At 70.0% G+C, this 16138-nt stretch carries 16 protein-coding genes; 9 read left to right on the forward strand and 7 right to left on the reverse strand.

From position 1 onward, the window contains the following. Position 1 precedes the first annotated feature (1 nt). The 4 genes from AC07F3_RS26440 (at position 2) to AC07F3_RS26455 (ending at position 4508) form a co-directional block, all read left to right on the forward strand. Positions 2 to 1618 (forward strand): YifB family Mg chelatase-like AAA ATPase, encoded by a 1617-nt coding sequence (locus AC07F3_RS26440; protein WP_479116909.1) that lies wholly within the window; start codon positions 2 to 4, stop codon positions 1616 to 1618. After that, positions 1615 to 2781, forward strand: a complete 1167-nt coding sequence (gene dprA / locus AC07F3_RS26445; protein ID WP_479116911.1) for a DNA-processing protein DprA — start codon at positions 1615 to 1617, stop codon at positions 2779 to 2781. The genes AC07F3_RS26440 and dprA overlap by 4 nt, the downstream gene beginning before the upstream one ends. 243 nt (positions 2782 to 3024) lie before the next feature. Then, positions 3025 to 3867 carry an RNA polymerase sigma factor WhiG gene (gene whiG / locus AC07F3_RS26450; RefSeq protein WP_100577968.1) on the forward strand — a complete coding sequence of 281 codons (843 nt, stop codon included), beginning with the start codon at positions 3025 to 3027 and terminating at the stop codon, positions 3865 to 3867. Positions 3868 to 3950: 83 nt separating this feature from the next. Beyond that, complete coding sequence (locus tag AC07F3_RS26455) at positions 3951 to 4508, forward strand: TetR/AcrR family transcriptional regulator (protein ID WP_479117037.1); 558 nt, start codon at positions 3951 to 3953, stop codon at positions 4506 to 4508. A 78-nt stretch (positions 4509 to 4586) separates the two neighbouring features. On the opposite strand, the gene AC07F3_RS26460 is transcribed toward AC07F3_RS26455, so the two are convergent. Next, positions 4587 to 5231 (reverse strand): M23 family metallopeptidase, encoded by a 645-nt coding sequence (locus tag AC07F3_RS26460; protein WP_479116913.1) that lies wholly within the window; start codon positions 5229 to 5231, stop codon positions 4587 to 4589. 117 nt (positions 5232 to 5348) lie between these two features. On the opposite strand from AC07F3_RS26460, the gene rpsB reads away from it, so the two are divergent. The 5 genes from rpsB to AC07F3_RS26485 all read left to right on the forward strand — a co-directional run bounded on the left by rpsB (position 5349) and on the right by AC07F3_RS26485 (position 9939). Then, positions 5349 to 6242 (forward strand): 30S ribosomal protein S2, encoded by an 894-nt coding sequence (rpsB, locus tag AC07F3_RS26465; RefSeq protein WP_479116915.1) that lies wholly within the window; start codon positions 5349 to 5351, stop codon positions 6240 to 6242. Positions 6243 to 6363: 121 nt separating this feature from the next. After that, positions 6364 to 7200: a translation elongation factor Ts gene (tsf, locus tag AC07F3_RS26470; protein ID WP_114040439.1), complete on the forward strand. Its 837-nt coding sequence runs from the start codon at positions 6364 to 6366 to the stop codon at positions 7198 to 7200. Between the two features lie 159 nt (positions 7201 to 7359). Then, positions 7360 to 8148, forward strand: a complete 789-nt coding sequence (pyrH, locus tag AC07F3_RS26475) for a UMP kinase (protein ID WP_189390091.1) — start codon at positions 7360 to 7362, stop codon at positions 8146 to 8148. 124 nt (positions 8149 to 8272) lie between these two features. After that, entirely contained in the window at positions 8273 to 8830 is a 558-nt protein-coding gene (gene frr, locus AC07F3_RS26480; protein ID WP_120727660.1) for a ribosome recycling factor, read from the forward strand. Next, on the forward strand, positions 8830 to 9939 hold the full coding sequence (locus tag AC07F3_RS26485) for a phosphatidate cytidylyltransferase (RefSeq protein WP_479116917.1): 1110 nt from the start codon (positions 8830 to 8832) through the stop codon (positions 9937 to 9939). The genes frr and AC07F3_RS26485 overlap by 1 nt, the downstream gene beginning before the upstream one ends. Positions 9940 to 10115: 176 nt before the next feature. Here the strand turns inward: AC07F3_RS26485 and AC07F3_RS26490 are convergent, their stop codons facing one another. From AC07F3_RS26490 to ssb, 6 genes are all read right to left on the reverse strand, one after another. After that, complete coding sequence (locus AC07F3_RS26490) at positions 10116 to 11375, reverse strand: tyrosine-type recombinase/integrase (protein ID WP_479117038.1); 1260 nt, start codon at positions 11373 to 11375, stop codon at positions 10116 to 10118. Positions 11376 to 11448: 73 nt separating this feature from the next. Then, positions 11449 to 11718: a helix-turn-helix transcriptional regulator gene (locus AC07F3_RS26495; RefSeq protein WP_479116918.1), complete on the reverse strand. Its 270-nt coding sequence runs from the start codon at positions 11716 to 11718 to the stop codon at positions 11449 to 11451. Positions 11719 to 11734: 16 nt separating this feature from the next. Continuing rightward, positions 11735 to 13324, reverse strand: a complete 1590-nt coding sequence (locus AC07F3_RS26500; RefSeq protein ID WP_479116919.1) for a DNA primase family protein — start codon at positions 13322 to 13324, stop codon at positions 11735 to 11737. A 17-nt stretch (positions 13325 to 13341) separates the two neighbouring features. Next, on the reverse strand, positions 13342 to 14223 hold the full coding sequence (locus AC07F3_RS26505) for a bifunctional DNA primase/polymerase (protein ID WP_479116920.1): 882 nt from the start codon (positions 14221 to 14223) through the stop codon (positions 13342 to 13344). Between the two features lie 86 nt (positions 14224 to 14309). Beyond that, on the reverse strand, positions 14310 to 15590 hold the full coding sequence (locus AC07F3_RS26510; protein ID WP_479116921.1) for a DNA cytosine methyltransferase: 1281 nt from the start codon (positions 15588 to 15590) through the stop codon (positions 14310 to 14312). An 87-nt stretch (positions 15591 to 15677) separates the two neighbouring features. Next, positions 15678 to 16133, reverse strand: coding sequence for a single-stranded DNA-binding protein (gene ssb / locus AC07F3_RS26515; RefSeq protein ID WP_479116922.1), 456 nt, complete (start codon positions 16131 to 16133; stop codon positions 15678 to 15680). Between the last annotated feature and the right edge of the window lie 5 nt (positions 16134 to 16138).

Raw genomic sequence — 16138 nt, forward strand, 5'->3', positions numbered from 1 at the left:
CATGGGATTCGCACGCACCTGCTCCGTCGCCCTCGTCGGCGTCGAAGGAGTCGTCGTCGAGGTCCAGGCCGACCTCGAACCCGGCGTCGCCGCCTTCACCCTCGTCGGCCTCCCCGACAAGAGCCTAGCCGAAAGCCGCGACCGCGTACGGGCCGCCGTCGTCAACTCCGGCGACACCTGGCCCCAGAAGAAACTCACCGTCGGACTCAGCCCCGCCTCCGTGCCCAAGAGCGGCAGCGGCTTCGACCTGGCCATCGCCTGCGCGATCCTCGGCGCCGCCGAACGCATCGACCCCCGGGAACTCACCGACCTCGTCATGATCGGAGAACTCGGCCTCGACGGCCGCGTACGCCCCGTACGCGGCATCCTGCCCGCCGTTCTCGCCGCCGCCGAAGCGGGCTACGAACAAGTCGTCGTCCCCGAACAGACCGCCGCCGAAGCCGCCCTCGTCCCCGGCATCTCCGTCCTCGGCGTCCGCAGCCTGCGCCAACTCGTCGCCGTCCTCACCGACGAACCCGTCCCCGAAGAGGAGCCCGCCGAAAAAGGCCGCCCCGACGCCATGCTCGCCGGACTCGTCGTACCGGGCGCCGGAGCCGGCACCGGCCTGACCGCGGGCCCCCGCGACGGCGACCACGACCTCATCGACGTCGCGGGCCAGCACGCCGCCCGCGCCGCCCTCGAAATCGCCGCGGCCGGCGGCCACCACCTGCTCCTCTCCGGCCCACCGGGCGCAGGAAAGACCATGCTCGCCGAACGGCTCCCCAGCATCCTGCCGCCCCTCACCCGCCAGGAATCCCTCGAAGTCACCGCCGTCCACTCGGTCGCCGGAATCCTCCCGCCCGGCGAACCCCTCGTCCGCAGGGCCCCCTACTGCGCCCCGCACCACTCCGCCACCATGCAGTCCCTCGTCGGCGGCGGCAACGGCCTCCCACGCCCCGGCGCCGTCTCCGTCGCCCACCGCGGTGTCCTCTTCCTCGACGAGGCCCCCGAATTCGCCGGCAAAGCCCTCGACGCGCTCCGCCAGCCACTCGAATCAGGGCACGTCGTCATCGCCCGCAGCGCCGGAGTCATCCGCCTGCCCGCCCGCTTCCAGATGATCCTCGCCGCCAACCCCTGCCCCTGCGGCCGCCACACCCTGCACGGAGCGGGCTGCGAATGTCCCGCCTCCATGATCCGCCGCTACCAGGCCAGACTCTCCGGACCCCTCCTCGACCGCGTCGACCTCCGCGTCGAAGTCGAACCCGTACGCCGCGAAGACCTCCTCGGCGGAGGCGGCCGAGGCGAACCCAGCGCCATCGTCGCCGCACGCGTCCTCGCCGCCCGCGAACGCACCGCCGCACGCCTGCGCGACACCCCCTGGAACAACAACAGCGAAGTCCCCGGACACGAACTGCGCACCCGCTGGCTCACCGCCCCCGGCGCCCTCACCGGAGCCGAACGCGACATGGAACGCGGCCTGCTCACCGCCCGCGGACTCGACCGCGTCCTGCGCGTCGCCTGGACCATCGCCGACCTCGCCGGAGACGACCGCCCCGACGCCGGCCACGTCGCCCTCGCCCTCGAACTGCGCACCGGCATCTCCCGAGGCGCCCCCATGCCCACCGGGAGCACCCCATGAACACCCCGCAGACCAGCGCCGAACGCCTCGCCAGAGCCGCCCTCACCCGCGTCATCGAACCCGGCGACGAACGCGGCGGCCGCTGGCTGCGCACCTACGGCGCCGTCGACCTCATGCGCCGCCTCACCCACCCCCAAGGCCCCGAGGACGACCTGCCCGGCGCCAGCACCGCACGGCTCGACAGCCACCGCCGCCGCGCCGCCCTGGCCGACCCCCACCAGGACCTCGCGACCGCCACCGCCGCGGGAGCCAGATTCCTCATCCCCGGCGACGAGGAATGGCCACGTCAACTCGACGACCTCGCCGACGCCCGCCCCGTCGGCCTGTGGGTGCGGGGCCACAGCGACCTGCGGATATGGGCACTGCGCTCCGTCGCCGTCGTCGGCGCCCGGGCCTGCACACCGTACGGAGCCCACATGGGCGCCGTGCTCGGCTCGGGCCTCGCCGAGAAAGGGTGGGTCGTCGTGTCCGGCGCGGCCGCCGGCATCGACGGAGCCGTCCACCGCGGCACCCTCGCCGCCGGCGGCGCCACCATCGCCGTCCTCGCCTGCGGCGTCGACGTCGTCTACCCGCGCGGGCACGCCGAGTTGATCGGACGCATCGCCGAACAAGGCCTCCTCGTGGGCGAATTGCCACCCGGAGACCACCCGACCCCCAGTCGGTTCATCCTGCGCAACCGCGTCATCGCCGCCCTCACCCGGGGAACCGTCGTCGTCGAAGCCGAATACCGCAGCGGCTCACTCGTCACCGCCCGCGCCGCACAGAAACTCGGCCGCTTCACCATGGGCGTCCCCGGCCCCGCCACCAGCGGCCTCTCGGCCGGCGTCCACGAACTGCTGCGCGGCGAAGCCGTGCTGGTCACCGACGCCGCGGAGATCGTCGAACTCGTCGGAGACATGGGAGAACTCGCACCCGCCCGCCGCGGACCCGTCCTGCCCCGCGACCTCCTGGCCCCCGCCACCGCCCGCGTCCTGGAAGCCCTCCCCGCGCGCGGCACCGTCGCGGCCCGCGATCTCGCCCGCCAAGCCGGAACCAGCACCGACGAAACACTCGGCCGCCTCTACGAACTCCACTCCCTCGGTTTCGTCGAACGCGTCGGTGACAGCTGGAAGTTGACGACCGACGCTCTCCGCGCGGCGGGAGCGCGGCGAGGCGGTGCTTGACCTCGGGCATTCGGGTGACAAGGTGAGCAGCGATGTCCACCGCGGGCCGCACGACAGCGCTTTCGGGGCCGACGCGCGGCGCGACGGCCCCCACCTGCGGCTGCGCCACACCCGACGCCGACGACCGCGCCCGGCCACCAGGCCTTCGCACACCGCGACAGTCCAGTCACGCTACGCTCACGAGGACCCCCGACCGGACACAGCTTCCCGCTCACGACACAGCAGAACGGCTCAAGGCAACGCATGCCCCAGCACACCTCCGGGTCTGATCGCACGGCGGCGCCCCCGGCTGCCCGCGGCAGCGGCACCGTGCGGCCACCGGCGCCCTCGTCCGTCGACGAGCTGTGGCGGTCGTACAAGGCCACCGGCGACGAGCGGCTGCGCGAGCAGTTGATCCTGCACTACTCGCCCCTGGTGAAGTACGTCGCGGGACGCGTGAGCGTGGGCCTGCCGCCCAACGTCGAGCAGGCCGACTTCGTCTCCTCCGGAGTCTTCGGGCTCATCGACGCCATCGAGAAGTTCGACATCGAGCGGGCCATCAAGTTCGAGACGTACGCCATCACCCGGATCCGCGGCGCGATGATCGACGAACTCCGCGCCCTCGACTGGATCCCGCGCTCCGTGCGCCAGAAGGCCCGCGCCGTCGAACGCGCCTACGCGACCCTCGAAGCCCAGCTCAGACGCACCCCCTCGGAGGCCGAGGTCGCCTCCGAGATGGGCATCGCCGTCGAGGAACTGCACGCCGTCTTCAGCCAGTTGTCGCTCGCCAACGTCGTCGCCCTCGAAGAACTGCTGCACGTCGGAGGCGAGAGCGGCGACCGGCTCAGCCTCATGGACACCCTTGAGGACACCTCCGCCGACGACCCCGTCGAAGTCGCCGAGGACCGCGAGCTGCGCCGGCTCCTCGCCCGCGCCATCAACACGCTCCCCGAACGCGAGAAGACCGTGGTCACGCTCTACTACTACGAAGGCCTCACCCTCGCCGAGATCGGCAACGTGCTCGGCGTTACCGAGAGCAGAGTGAGCCAGATCCACACCAAGTCGGTCCTCCAGCTGCGAGCCAAACTGGCCGACGTCGGGCGGTGAGGGCCCCCGGCGAATCGTCCCTGCGGAGCTCCCCGGCGGGCCGGTCGTAAAGTGGAGCAGTGCCCAGGATCCGAGCGGCCTCCGTGGCCGAGCACCGCACCATGCAGCGCGACGCCCTCCTTGACGCCGCACGCTCCCTGCTGTCCGAAGGCGGGACGGAAGCCCTGACCTTCCCCGCCCTGGCCGAGCGCACCGGCCTCGCCCGCTCGTCCGTGTACGAGTACTTCCGCTCCCGCGCCGCGGTCGTCGAGGAACTCTGCGCCGTCGACTTCCCGCTCTGGGCCGCCGAGATCGAGGGCGCCATGCAGCGGGCCGAAACCCCCGAGGCCAAGGTCGAGGCGTACGTACGCCACCAGCTCGGCCTCGTCGGCGACCAGCGCCACCGCGCCGTCGTCGCCATCTCCGCCAGCGAACTCGACGCCGGCGCCCGAGAGAAGATCCGGGCCGCCCACGGCGGCCTCATCGCCATGATCGTCGAAGCCCTCGCCGACCTGGACCACGACCAGCCGCGCCTGGCCGCCGTCCTCCTCCAGGGCATCGTCGACGCGGCGGTCCGCCGCATCGAGCAGGGCCCCCCGGAGTCCTCCACGGCGATCGCCGACGCCGCGGTGGCCATGGCGCTGCGAGGCGTACGAGGCTGAACCTTCAGGGGGGCTCCCCCCACCCCCCTCCCCCCCTCCCCCCACCCCGCCCCCACGCCTCCCACCCCCACGCCCCCCTCACCCCCCAGGTTCTGTCACCCCCGCCACCGGTAGTAGCCGTGAGGGTGTGGCGCGGTGCAGGAGGAGTAGGGGGTTGAGGTAGATGTCGCCTCTGAGCAGGCCCCAGTGCAGGCAGCCGTCCGGGCAGTGGGACGGGGTGCTGTCGGTGGTGGCGACGATTTGGCCCGCGGTCACCTCGGTGCCCCGGGTGACCAGGGGGCGTACTGGTTCGTACGTCGTTCTCAGGGGTGGGGACGCGGGGCCCGGCAGGGTGATGGTGAGGACTCCTTGTCCGGCGACCTGGCCGGCGAAGGTGACCCGGCCGGTGGCGGCGGCGCGGACGGGGGTGCCCGGCGGTGCGGCGAGGTCGATGCCACGGTGGCCGGGGCCGTAGGGCGTGGCGGGCGGCGCCCAGGGGTGGACGACGGTGGGCGGGAGGACCGGCCAGGCGGCCGCGGCGGCGAGGGCGATCAGGAGTGCTCGGTACATGGGATCAGGGTCCCGGGGTGGGGCGGGGCGGGGGGATCTTGACGGGAAGCTGTGGAGTACTCGCTGGTTGTGGACAGCGCCGTCACCCGGCACTGTGCGGGTCCCGTACACTTCTTGTGGCGATCCGGGTGACCGGATCGACTTCGCACGCCCCGCCGGCGGTCTCACCACCATCGCCGGCCGCGCCTCTCGGTCCTTACCCGGTCAGGGTTCAGGGCACGGCGCACCGGGGCGTCAGGCGCGGCAGCCGACCGGCGGCCGCGATAACCGAGTACCTCAAGGAGTACGGCCATGGCCGTCGTCACGATGCGGGAGCTGCTGGAGAGCGGCGTCCACTTCGGTCACCAGACCCGTCGTTGGAACCCGAAGATGAAGCGCTTCATCTTCACGGAGCGCAACGGCATCTACATCATCGACCTGCTCCAGTCGCTGTCGTACATCGACCGCGCCTACGAGTTCGTCAAGGAGACCGTCGCGCACGGCGGCTCCATCATGTTCGTCGGCACCAAGAAGCAGGCGCAGGAAGCGATCGCCGAGCAGGCGACGCGCGTGGGCATGCCCTACGTCAACCAGCGCTGGCTCGGCGGCATGCTGACCAACTTCTCCACCGTCTACAAGCGTCTGCAGCGCCTCAAGGAGCTCGAGCAGATCGACTTCGAGGACGTCGCGGCGTCGGGTCTCACCAAGAAGGAGCTCCTGGTCCTCTCGCGCGAGAAGGCCAAGCTGGAGAAGACCCTCGGTGGTATCCGCGAGATGTCGAAGGTTCCCAGCGCCGTCTGGATCGTCGACACCAAGAAGGAGCACATCGCCGTCGGTGAGGCGCGCAAGCTCCACATCCCGGTCGTGGCGATCCTCGACACGAACTGCGACCCCGACGAGGTCGACTACAAGATCCCGGGCAACGACGACGCGATCCGTTCCGTCACCCTGCTCACCCGCGTGATCGCCGATGCTGTCGCCGAGGGCCTCATCGCCCGCTCCGGCGCTGCCACCGGCGACTCGAAGCCGGGCGAGAAGGCGGCCGGCGAGCCGCTCGCCGAGTGGGAGCGCGACCTGCTCGAGGGTGAGAAGAAGGCTGACGACGCCGAGGCGGAGAAGCCGGCCGAGGCTGCTGCCGAGGCTCCCGTCGCCGAGGCCCCCGCTGCCGAGGCCGAGGCTCCGGCCGCGGACGCCGAGCAGGCCTGACCCTCCCCAGGGACCCAAGAGGTTCGGTAGTTGACGGCGGGGGCCACAAGCCCCCGCCGTCGACCCGTAGCCCCGCAGATCTTCGTAGATCTCATCGACTCCGAGAGAGAAACACAGACTCATGGCGAACTACACCGCCGCTGACGTCAAGAAGCTCCGTGAGCTCACCGGCGCCGGCATGATGGACTGCAAGAAGGCCCTGGACGAGGCCGACGGCAACGTCGACAAGGCCGTCGAGGCGCTGCGCATCAAGGGCCAGAAGGGCGTCGCCAAGCGCGAGGGCCGTTCTGCCGAGAACGGTGCCGTCGTCTCCCTCATCTCCGAGGACAAGACCTCCGGCGTCCTGGTCGAGCTGAAGTGCGAGACGGACTTCGTCGCCAAGGGTGACAAGTTCCAGGCCGTCGCCGCCAAGCTGGCCGAGCACGTCGCCGCCACCTCCCCGGCCGACATCGCCGCGCTGCTCGCCTCCGAGATCGAGGCCGGCAAGACCGTTCAGGCGTTCGTCGACGAGGCCAACGCCAACCTCGGCGAGAAGATCGTCCTGGACCGCTTCGCGCAGTTCACGGGCGGCTACGTGGCCGCGTACATGCACCGCACCATGCCTGACCTGCCGCCGCAGATCGGTGTCCTCGTCGAGTTCGACAAGGAGAACGCCGAGGTCGCCAAGGGTGTCGCGCAGCACATCGCCGCCTTCGCGCCGAAGTACCTCACCCGTGAGGACGTTCCGGCCGAGGTCGTCGAGACCGAGCGTCGCGTCGCCGAGGAGACCACCCGCGCCGAGGGCAAGCCCGAGGCCGCGCTCCCGAAGATCGTCGAGGGTCGCGTCAACGGCTTCTTCAAGGACGCCACGCTGCTCGGCCAGCCGTACGCGCTGGACAACAAGAAGTCCGTCGAGCAGGTGCTGAAGGAGGCCGGTGTCACCCTGAAGCGCTTCTCGCGCATCAAGGTCGGCATCTGAGTCTGTTCAGCGTTCGACACTAGACCCCGCTAGGGTCTGAGGCAGTCGTCGGCCGCGCACGCGACGGACGACCGCAGATCTGACGAGGAGGCCATTGCCGCAAGGGACCATGAGTACCCACGGCAATGGCCTTCTTCGTATGTGCACGAGGAGATCCCCATGAATCAGGGCGCGGACGCCGCCAAGGCCGATCACTCGGCCGACCACAAGCGCGATGACGGCAAGGTGGCCGGGCGCTTCATGCTGAAGCTTTCCGGTGAGGCGTTCGCCGGCGGTGGGGGGCTCGGTGTCGACCCCGACGTCGTGCACAACATCGCCCGCGAGATCGCCGCAGTCGTCCGGGACGGCGCGCAGATCGCCGTCGTCATCGGCGGAGGCAACTTCTTCCGGGGCGCCGAGCTCCAGCAGCGCGGCATGGACCGGGCCCGCTCCGACTACATGGGCATGCTCGGTACGGTCATGAACTGCCTCGCCCTCCAGGACTTCCTGGAGAAGGAGGGCATCGACTCGCGCGTCCAGACCGCCATCACGATGGGCCAGGTCGCCGAGCCGTACATTCCGCTGCGGGCCGTGCGCCACCTGGAGAAGGGCCGCGTCGTCATCTTCGGCGCCGGCATGGGCATGCCGTACTTCTCCACCGACACCACCGCCGCCCAGCGCGCCCTGGAGATCGACGCCGAGGCCATGCTGATGGGCAAGAACGGCGTGGACGGGGTCTACGACTCCGACCCCCGGGTCAACCCCGACGCGGTGAAGTTCGACGCGCTGGAGTACGGCGAGGTCATCACGCGCGACCTGAAGGTCGCCGACATGACCGCCATCACCCTGTGCCGCGACAACACCCTCCCGATCCTCGTCTTCGAGCTCCTGACGGCGGGCAACATCGCGCGCGCCGTGAAGGGTGAGAAGATCGGCACGCTCGTGAGCGACCAGGGCACCCGGGCCTGACCGGGGGATGGACAATCCCCTGCCGGTCGGACACCGTGCAGGGAAAGACGCTGGTTATCCGGGGCTCAACGGCTCAGGTCGCACTGAGAACTCCCGGCCCACCCAAGACATGCAGGAGCAAGTGGTGATCGAAGAAACCCTCCTCGAGGCCGAGGAGAAGATGGAGAAGGCCGTCGTGGTCGCCAAGGAGGACTTCGCCGCGATCCGCACCGGGCGTGCGCACCCGGCGATGTTCAACAAGATCGTGGCGGACTACTACGGCGCGCTGACGCCGATCAACCAGCTCGCCTCGTTCTCGGTGCCGGAGCCGCGCATGGCGGTGGTGACCCCGTTCGACAAGAGCGCGCTGCGCAACATCGAGCAGGCCATCCGCGACTCGGACCTCGGCGTCAACCCGAGCAACGACGGCAGCATCATCCGCGTGAACTTCCCGGAGCTCACCGAGGAGCGCCGCAAGGACTACATCAAGGTCGCGCGCACCAAGGCCGAGGACTCCAAGGTGTCGATCCGCGCCGTGCGCCGCAAGGCGAAGGACGCCCTCGACAAGCTCGTCAAGGACAAGGAGTCCGGCGAGGACGAGGTCCGCCGTGCGGAGAAGGAGCTCGACGACACCACCGCCAAGTACGTGGCGCAGGTCGACGAGCTGCTCAAGCACAAGGAAGCCGAGCTGCTCGAGGTCTGATGAACGACTCTTCCTGGGGGGCTCCGCCGAGACCCGAATACTGGGGAACCCCCGAGGGGCCTTCCCAGGGGGCGTTCCCGGCGGGGCCTGCATACGATGCGTATGACGCCCCGCCTCCGTCGAGGACGCAGCAGATGCCCATCGTGCCCGACGCAGGCAGAGGCGCCGACGACCGCGACGAACGTGACCTGGGGGCCGCTCTGCCGGGCGGTCCCCTGTTCCGCGACGAGACGCCGCAGGAGCCCATGGCAAGCACCCCGCCCATGCCGTCCGTGCCCGCCCAGCCGGAGAAGAAGAAGGCGGGCCGCGATCTGCGGGCCGCGATAGGGGTCGGCGTGGGGCTCGGCGTGGTCATCCTCGCGTCGCTCTTCGTCGTCAAGGCCGTCTTCGTCGGCGTCATCGCGGTCGCCGTGGTCGTCGGGCTGTGGGAGCTGACGAGCCGCCTGGAGGAGCGCAAGCAGATCAAGGCGCCGCTGGTGCCGCTCGCGGTCGGCGGCGCGGCGATGGTCGTCGCCGGGTACGTCAGCGGTGCCGAGGGCGCCTGGGTCGCGATGGCGCTCACCTCGCTCGCGGTGCTGGTGTGGCGGATGACCGAGCCGCCCGAGGGCTATCTGCGGGACGTCACGGCGGGCGTCTTCGCGGCGTTCTACGTGCCGTTCCTCGCCACGTTCGTCGCGATGCTGCTCACGGCGGACGACGGCCCCTGGCGGGTGTTCGTCTTCCTGCTGCTCACCGTGGTCAGCGACACGGGCGCGTACGCGGTCGGCTGGCGCTTCGGCAAGCACAAGCTGGCGCCGCGCATCAGCCCCGGAAAGACCCGCGAGGGCCTCTTCGGCGCGGTGTCGTTCGCGATGGTGGCGGGCGCGCTGTGCATGCAGTTCCTCATCGACGACGGCACGTGGTGGCAGGGCCTGCTCCTGGGCCTCGCGGTCGCGGCCAGCGCCACGCTCGGCGACCTCGGCGAGTCGATGATCAAGCGGGACCTGGGCATCAAGGACATGGGCACGCTGCTCCCCGGCCACGGGGGCATCATGGACCGCCTGGACTCCCTGCTGCCGACGGCCCCCGTGGTGTGGCTGCTGCTCGTGGTGTTCGTGGGAACCGGCTGACCTGCGTTTTCGTATCGCTTTGCACGGTGAGGGCTCGTCGTCCACAGGACGGCGAGCCCTTTTCCGTACGTCTGAGACACTTGAGGAACCATGCCCAAGCCCGGAGAACTCACCGGAGTTGGGCCAGAAAGGGCCCCTGACCTGCACGTTGAGTGCAGATTCGGGGCCTCGCTGGTTCACGGGGCCGTCTGTGGGCCGTCAATGGGGCTTTGAGTGGGCAGGAACAGCCCGTCGACCGCCTTCCGGGTGCGCTCCAGACTCGTGGGCATGAGGTGGGCGTACACCCGGAGTGTCAGCGCGGGGTCAGAGTGCCCCAGGTACTGGCTCACTGCCTTGATGCTCTCGCCGGCGTCCAGGAGCAGCGAGGCGTAGAAGTGTCTGAGCGCGTGCATACCGTGCTCTCGTGCTGAGGCGTAGGCACCACCCTCTTTGGGTTGCGGGATGATTCCGGCCGCCGCAAGCGCTGGCTTCCACTCCTGAATGTTGAAGTTGCTGCGCCAGACCACGCCGTGCGCTCGGTTGGTGAACAGGAGCCGTGCCGTCACCTTGGGGCCATCCGGCTTCCGCCACGGCAGGGTGATTTCCACGGGCTTGAGCGTGGCCATGTGTTCCAGCAGAGAGCCAGCCACGTAGGCGGGCAGCGGTACGTCCCGTTCCTTGTCGCATTTGGGAGGGGCGAACACGGCGGTTCCCCGGATGAGCTTTACTTGCCGGACCACGCGCAACACTCCGCCCTCAATGTCCACGGCGTCCTCGGCGAGACCAACGATCTCACCCTGGCGGAGACCGCACCCCGCCCCGATATCGGCCATGGCCCGGTACCTGTCTGCCAGGGCGGCGCGCACGGCACGCACCTGCTCGGCGTTCCAGGGGATGACCCTCCGAGGCTCGCTTGTCGGCGGCCGAACCGACTTCACAGCACAGGGGTTTCGGGGGAGCAGCTCGTCATCCACGGCGGCGGATAGAACCGCGCGGACATCGCTGTAGATGTTCCGCGCGTACGAGCTACTGACGCAGCTGGCCTCCAACGCACCGAGCAACTCCCGGATGTGCTGGGGCCGGAACGAATCGAGCGGGCGGGAGCCAATCAGCGGGAACGCGTGCAGCCTGAGCCGTCGCTCGATCTCGATCTGGCTCGACAGGGCCGACGCCTGCCCCGCCAGCCACTTCGTGGCGTAGCTCTGGAAGGTGATCCGGCCGGCCTTCGGGTCGATGTACTGCCCTCGGGACATGTCGGCCTCGATGTTCGAGAGCCACTTCTCGGCAAGCCGTTTCTGCTTGTCGGGGAAGCTCTTGGACCTTTCGGTTCCATCGGGCCCGATGTACCGAGCCCGGTAGCGGAGCCCCAGGCCGTAGCGGTCGGACTTGACCCGACGTGACTTGCCATCAGGCCCGAACTCGGCTTTGTACCAACGGTCTTGGATGTGGCCTGCCATCTGGACGATGGTCCTTTCCGAAAACAGGGAGTCCGTGACGCTCCAGAAGTGGAGCGCCACGGACTCAGGGGAATCAAGCGGCCGACTGTTCGGCCTGTTCAGCGACCCAACCGAGGACAGTGGCGGGGTCATAGCGGACGTGGCGGCCTACGCGAAAACCGGGAGGACCAGTTCGTTGCTTGCGCCAGTGATAGACCGTTTCGATCGGCACTGAGAACATCTCGGCGATGTCCTCGGGCGTCAGGTAGCGGTCCGGGAGGCCGCCCCGGAGCGTTGAGCGGGGATCGGTTGTCTCTTGCCGGTTGAGCGGGGCCACGGTGTCCTCCGCGAGTTGGAAGCACATTGCTCTGAGTCGCGACTCACCGCGACTCAGAGGGGTTCGAGGGGGCTTGAGTCGCGGTGAGTCGCGACTCAGGCGAATGTGGACTGACCCTGTTGAGGGTGATCCCGCTGTAGGTGGCGACCTGCCGGCCGTACTGGTCGCGCGGCCGTGCCCGGTTGAGCTGAGGGACGACGGAGAGCAGGTTGCGGCCGAAGACCTGCTTCGTGCCGTGGCTCACGCCGTTGTCTTCGGCCCATTCCCGCCAGACGTTCCACAAGTCGTCGACGGGGATGGTGCAGGCAGGTCCAGTGGTGCAGCGTTCGCGGACGAACGCGCTGGTAGGGGATGCGGTGTCGCGCATGGTGGTGACCGCGTCGCGACTGGAGGCGGGTTCGGTGATCCGGTTGGTGCGTCCGATTCGGGCGAGCCCTTCCAGTGCCCAGTTGAAGATCCCTGGCAGCTCCGCCAACAGGCGGTCCAGCAGACCCGGGTCTTCTTTGCCGAGCCAGGAGACGCGCATGCTGAGCAGGACGAACCGGTTGGCGATGACGCCGGAGGAGTCCCCGAAGTGCGGGAGTTCGTTGGACAGGATCATCAGGCGGGTGGGGAGCTTGCCGGTCCAGGGCTGGCGGTACTTGCGGTCGATGTCGATGGTGTCCTCACCGGAGATCGTGAGGAGCCGTTCGACGACCTGCCCGCCATCCCGACTGGACAGACGCGCGTCGGAGATCAGCGCGAGAGACTTCCCGACCAGCGTGGACAGTCCGAAGTTCGAGCCGAGCCCGGCCAGGGTCGGGCCGGCCAAGTTCTCCTTGCCGACCATGGCTTTCAGGATCCGGGCGATGGTGCCCTTGCCGGATCGTGAGGGGCCGACCATGAGGAGGATCTTCTGGAGGTCGGTGCGGCCGGACAGGACGTATCCGAACCATTCCTGAACTGCGGTGATGGCATCGGGATCGTCGGGCCACACGTCGGACAAGAACCTGTCCCATTCCGGGGCCGTGGCGTCCGGATCGTAGGCGAAAGGGACGGACACGAGGTTGAAGAACCCGGGGGTGTGCGGGAGCAGGGCCCGGTCCCGGATGCGCAGCAGCCCGTTCTCACAGGCGACGATCGGGCCGTCGTCCTGCTCGCCGTTCAGCCACGTCGGGGTGTCCGTGTCGGCCGGCAGGAGCGTAATCGCGCCGAGCGCGTCCAGAAGATTGCTGATCTTCTGCTTGGTCGGCGCCCAGTCGCGTTCTTCGGTCTCGCCTTCCTTGGTGGGGGCCCGGAAGATCGCGTGTTCCAGTCGCTCGTACATGCCGGCGCGTACCTCGTCCTCGTCGATCTCCCGCCAGCAGGTGCCGTTCCAACGCATCCACGAGGAGCGCCAGCGCCGGTAGATGAGCCGTCCGGTCTCGGTCTGCCAGTCGGGCAGCAGACGGCGGGCGACAGCCATCGGATGGGACGGCGCGGGCAACTCTTCCTCTCTGGCCACATCCGGCGTCCTCCGTCCGGAGGTGCCGGCCAATGGGGCAGGGCTGGGGTCGTGCTCGGGGGGAAGAGCTGAAAGGACGCCTTCGGCGTCGTCTTTTCGACCGCCTGTCTCGCGGTCCGGTAGGGCGCAGGCGGCGGGGTGCAGCCCCATTGGGGCTTCGTGGGGGGTCATCCGGCCCGCCCGCTGCCCTCGGCGAGGCCGTTGGCGACCGCGCGGGCCGCATAGTCCTCCGGGACCCCCACGCCGACTGCCGCGTCCACGATGTGCCCGGCGAGGATGTCCAGGCCACAGGGTCCGGGGCATGCGGTGTGCTGTGCGGCGAGGAAGCGGGCGACGCCGAAGGCCTGGGAGCCGGCGCCCGATTCGGTGTGCTCGCGGATCCTGGCCAGGCCGCGTTCCAGTCCGGTGCGGACGTAGGCCTCGGTGTGGCGGCATCCGGTGGCCACCGTCCGGTCCCACGCGGAGCGCTCGCGCGGGGAAGAGGCCACCCCCGCGCCCGGGGGCGGGGTGGCTTCTTCCCGTGCCGACAGGGCGCGGACGGCGGACGGCAGGAAGATCATGCGTCCCGTGCCGGGGCCGAGCCAACGGGCGTACTGGCTGCGGGATTTGATGTCGATGCCCGGGCGGACGGCGTTCCCGGAGGGCATGGTGCCCTGGTAGATCCAGTGCTGGCCGCGTGTGGTTGTCACGGTCCTCGTGGCGGGCAGGTTGCGCTGTGCCCAGGTGACGGCGTCCGGGGTGTCGAGGTCGACGACGGTGAGCCGCGCGCCGCCCGGGTGGTAGCCGACGCCGACGGCCTCACGCCAGGCTGACGCCCACGCGGGCGAGGTGAGGACGGCAGGGTCGGTGGTGGCGGCGGCCCACGCGTGGCAGGGGGCCGGGCAGGCACAGGGCCCGGAGGTCTTCATGTTCGGCCGGCCGCCGCACGCGTTGCGGGTGCAGGCGGGGCAGTTGCCGACAGGCACCTTGCCGTGCCGCAGCGGCAGAACGGGTACCCCGGCGGCGGCCAGCGTGAGGGCCACTCGCGCAGGAGGGGTGGGTTGGGTCATGCTGGATGCCTCCAACAGGTCTGTTGTGGACTGGTTGGCAAGGGCGGCCCGTGACTTTGGCGAGACGGGGGCCGCCCTTGGCATAGCTAGGCGATGTCCAGGGCGAGTTGTGCAGCGGCGGGAGTCGCGGCTTGGCGTGCGAGGGTGGCGAGCAGGGCGCGGTAGGCCAGTGCGGCCTGGTGGATGACGACGCCGTTGCCGAGGATTTTGAGCTGGTCGGAGCGGGACAGACCCAGGTCCGGGCTGGTGACCCAGCCGGGCTCGGCGCCCATCATCCATTCCACGAATGCCGGGGACAGGCGGCGGTTGCCCTTGGTGCCCGGCTCGGTCGGCTCCGGCGCCCGGCGCCCAAGCACCTGTTCCCACCGGCGGATGGCGGGGCCGTAGTCGGTGCCGTTGGTCGCCACCCACTGCCCGTCCAGGCGTACGGCCTGACCGGGCAGGTAGTAGGTTCCGGCCCGGTCACGCTGGTTCGGTCCACCGTGCGGCCCGTCCGATGCCTTCGGGGTCGGCAGCAGGTTCACCACCACCTCGTTCAGGGGACGGGAGTTGATGCCCAGGAGGTTGGAGGCTCCGGACTTCCAGTCCCGGGCCGCGGGCGTGGGCAGCAGGGTGACGGCGGTGCGCAGGTTCATGCCGCCCCGCCGTTTCGGGGAGGTTCCGGGGCCGCCGGTGCCGTCGGCGGCGGCCGGGGTGGGCAGCAGACTCATGCGGCCGTCGGAGGCAGCAAGAAGACCACTTCGTCCTCCAGCGTCGGCCCGTGCCCGCCGGCCTTGCGCTTGTCCGGGTGCTGCGGTCCCCCGTTGCGTCCCAACTGTGAGGTGGGGGTCTTCAGCAGCGGGATAGGCGATCGCGAACCAGCGGTCGCGGCGGTGGCAGGCGCCGACTTCGGGATCTCCAGCGCGTAGGCACATCCAGCGTGCGTCATACCCGAGCGCGGCCAGGTCGGCGGCGACGACGTCGAGTCCCCGGCTGCGCAGGGCGGCGACGTTTTCCAGGAAGACGAGGCGGGGTCGAAGGTGGCGAATGGCTCCGTGAGCGATGGTTTTCCACAGTCCTGAGCGGTCACCGGCGATCCCTCCCCGAGGTCCGGCATTGCTGATGTCCTGGCAGGGAAACCCGGCGGTCAGCGCCGCCGGACGCGGCACCGTCGCGGCAAGGTTCGCCCAGTCGACGGCGGTGATGTCGCCCAGGTTGCGGGCGTGGGGCAGGCGGGCGGCCAGCAGCCGGGAGGCGGCCGGGTCCTTCTCGCCGACCAGGACCGTGGGCAGGCCGGTGACGGCTTCCACGGCCTGGTCCAGCGCGGCGGAGCCGGTGCACAGGCTGATGTTGCCGCCCTCCGGCGGTACGGCGGGGTGGTGGGTCATGCGGGAGTGCCTCCAACAGGTCTGTTGTGGACTGGTTGGCAAGGGCGGCCCGTGACTTTGGCGAGACGGGGGCCGCCCTTGGCGCAGCTAGAACGGGGGCTCGTCGCCACTCTTCGCGGCGGGGCCGTCGCCCGCGTCACCCCAGGCGTCGTCCCCGGGCGTGGCCGGGGTGGCGGGGCGCTTGGCGGCGATGGCGACAGTGGTGAACCGGAGGCTCGCGCCGATCTCGTCGATCTCCAGGGCGAGCATGGAGCGGTTCTCGCCCTCCGGGGTCTGCCAGTTGTGCTGACGGATCCGGCCGAAGGCGACCACGCGGGAGCCCTTGGTCAGGCTGTCGGCGACGTGCTCGGCGAGCTGGCGCCAGGCGGCGCAGCGGAAGAACGTGGCGGTGCCGTCGGTCCACTTCCCCGAGTCCTTGTCGTAGGTGCGGGGGGTGGCGGCGATGGTGAACTTCGCGAGCGCGGCCCCGGCAGGCGTGAACCTCAGTTCCGGGTCGGCGGTCAGGTTTCCGATGACGGTGATCGGGGTCTCTCCGAACGACATGGCGT

The sequence above is a fragment of the Streptomyces sp. NPDC045846 genome, from assembly GCF_056431605.1.

Excerpts from the sequence above, each read along its gene's own strand:
- ssb (WP_479116922.1), bottom strand. The coding sequence starts at position 16,133 with ATGTCGTTCGGAGAGACCCCGATCACCGTCATCGGAAACCTGACCGCC.
- pyrH (WP_189390091.1), top strand. The coding sequence starts at position 7,360 with ATGAATCAGGGCGCGGACGCCGCCAAGGCCGATCACTCGGCCGACCAC.
- tsf (WP_114040439.1), top strand. The coding sequence starts at position 6,364 with ATGGCGAACTACACCGCCGCTGACGTCAAGAAGCTCCGTGAGCTCACC.
- AC07F3_RS26510 (WP_479116921.1), bottom strand. The coding sequence starts at position 15,590 with ATGACCCACCACCCCGCCGTACCGCCGGAGGGCGGCAACATCAGCCTG.
- AC07F3_RS26460 (WP_479116913.1), bottom strand. The coding sequence starts at position 5,231 with ATGGTGGTGAGACCGCCGGCGGGGCGTGCGAAGTCGATCCGGTCACCC.
- AC07F3_RS26500 (WP_479116919.1), bottom strand. The coding sequence starts at position 13,324 with ATGGGGCTGCACCCCGCCGCCTGCGCCCTACCGGACCGCGAGACAGGC.
- whiG (WP_100577968.1), top strand. The coding sequence starts at position 3,025 with ATGCCCCAGCACACCTCCGGGTCTGATCGCACGGCGGCGCCCCCGGCT.
- AC07F3_RS26485 (WP_479116917.1), top strand. The coding sequence starts at position 8,830 with ATGAACGACTCTTCCTGGGGGGCTCCGCCGAGACCCGAATACTGGGGA.
- AC07F3_RS26440 (WP_479116909.1), top strand. The coding sequence starts at position 2 with ATGGGATTCGCACGCACCTGCTCCGTCGCCCTCGTCGGCGTCGAAGGA.
- AC07F3_RS26490 (WP_479117038.1), bottom strand. The coding sequence starts at position 11,375 with ATGGCAGGCCACATCCAAGACCGTTGGTACAAAGCCGAGTTCGGGCCT.
- dprA (WP_479116911.1), top strand. The coding sequence starts at position 1,615 with ATGAACACCCCGCAGACCAGCGCCGAACGCCTCGCCAGAGCCGCCCTC.
- rpsB (WP_479116915.1), top strand. The coding sequence starts at position 5,349 with ATGGCCGTCGTCACGATGCGGGAGCTGCTGGAGAGCGGCGTCCACTTC.
- AC07F3_RS26495 (WP_479116918.1), bottom strand. The coding sequence starts at position 11,718 with ATGTGCTTCCAACTCGCGGAGGACACCGTGGCCCCGCTCAACCGGCAA.
- AC07F3_RS26505 (WP_479116920.1), bottom strand. The coding sequence starts at position 14,223 with ATGACCCAACCCACCCCTCCTGCGCGAGTGGCCCTCACGCTGGCCGCC.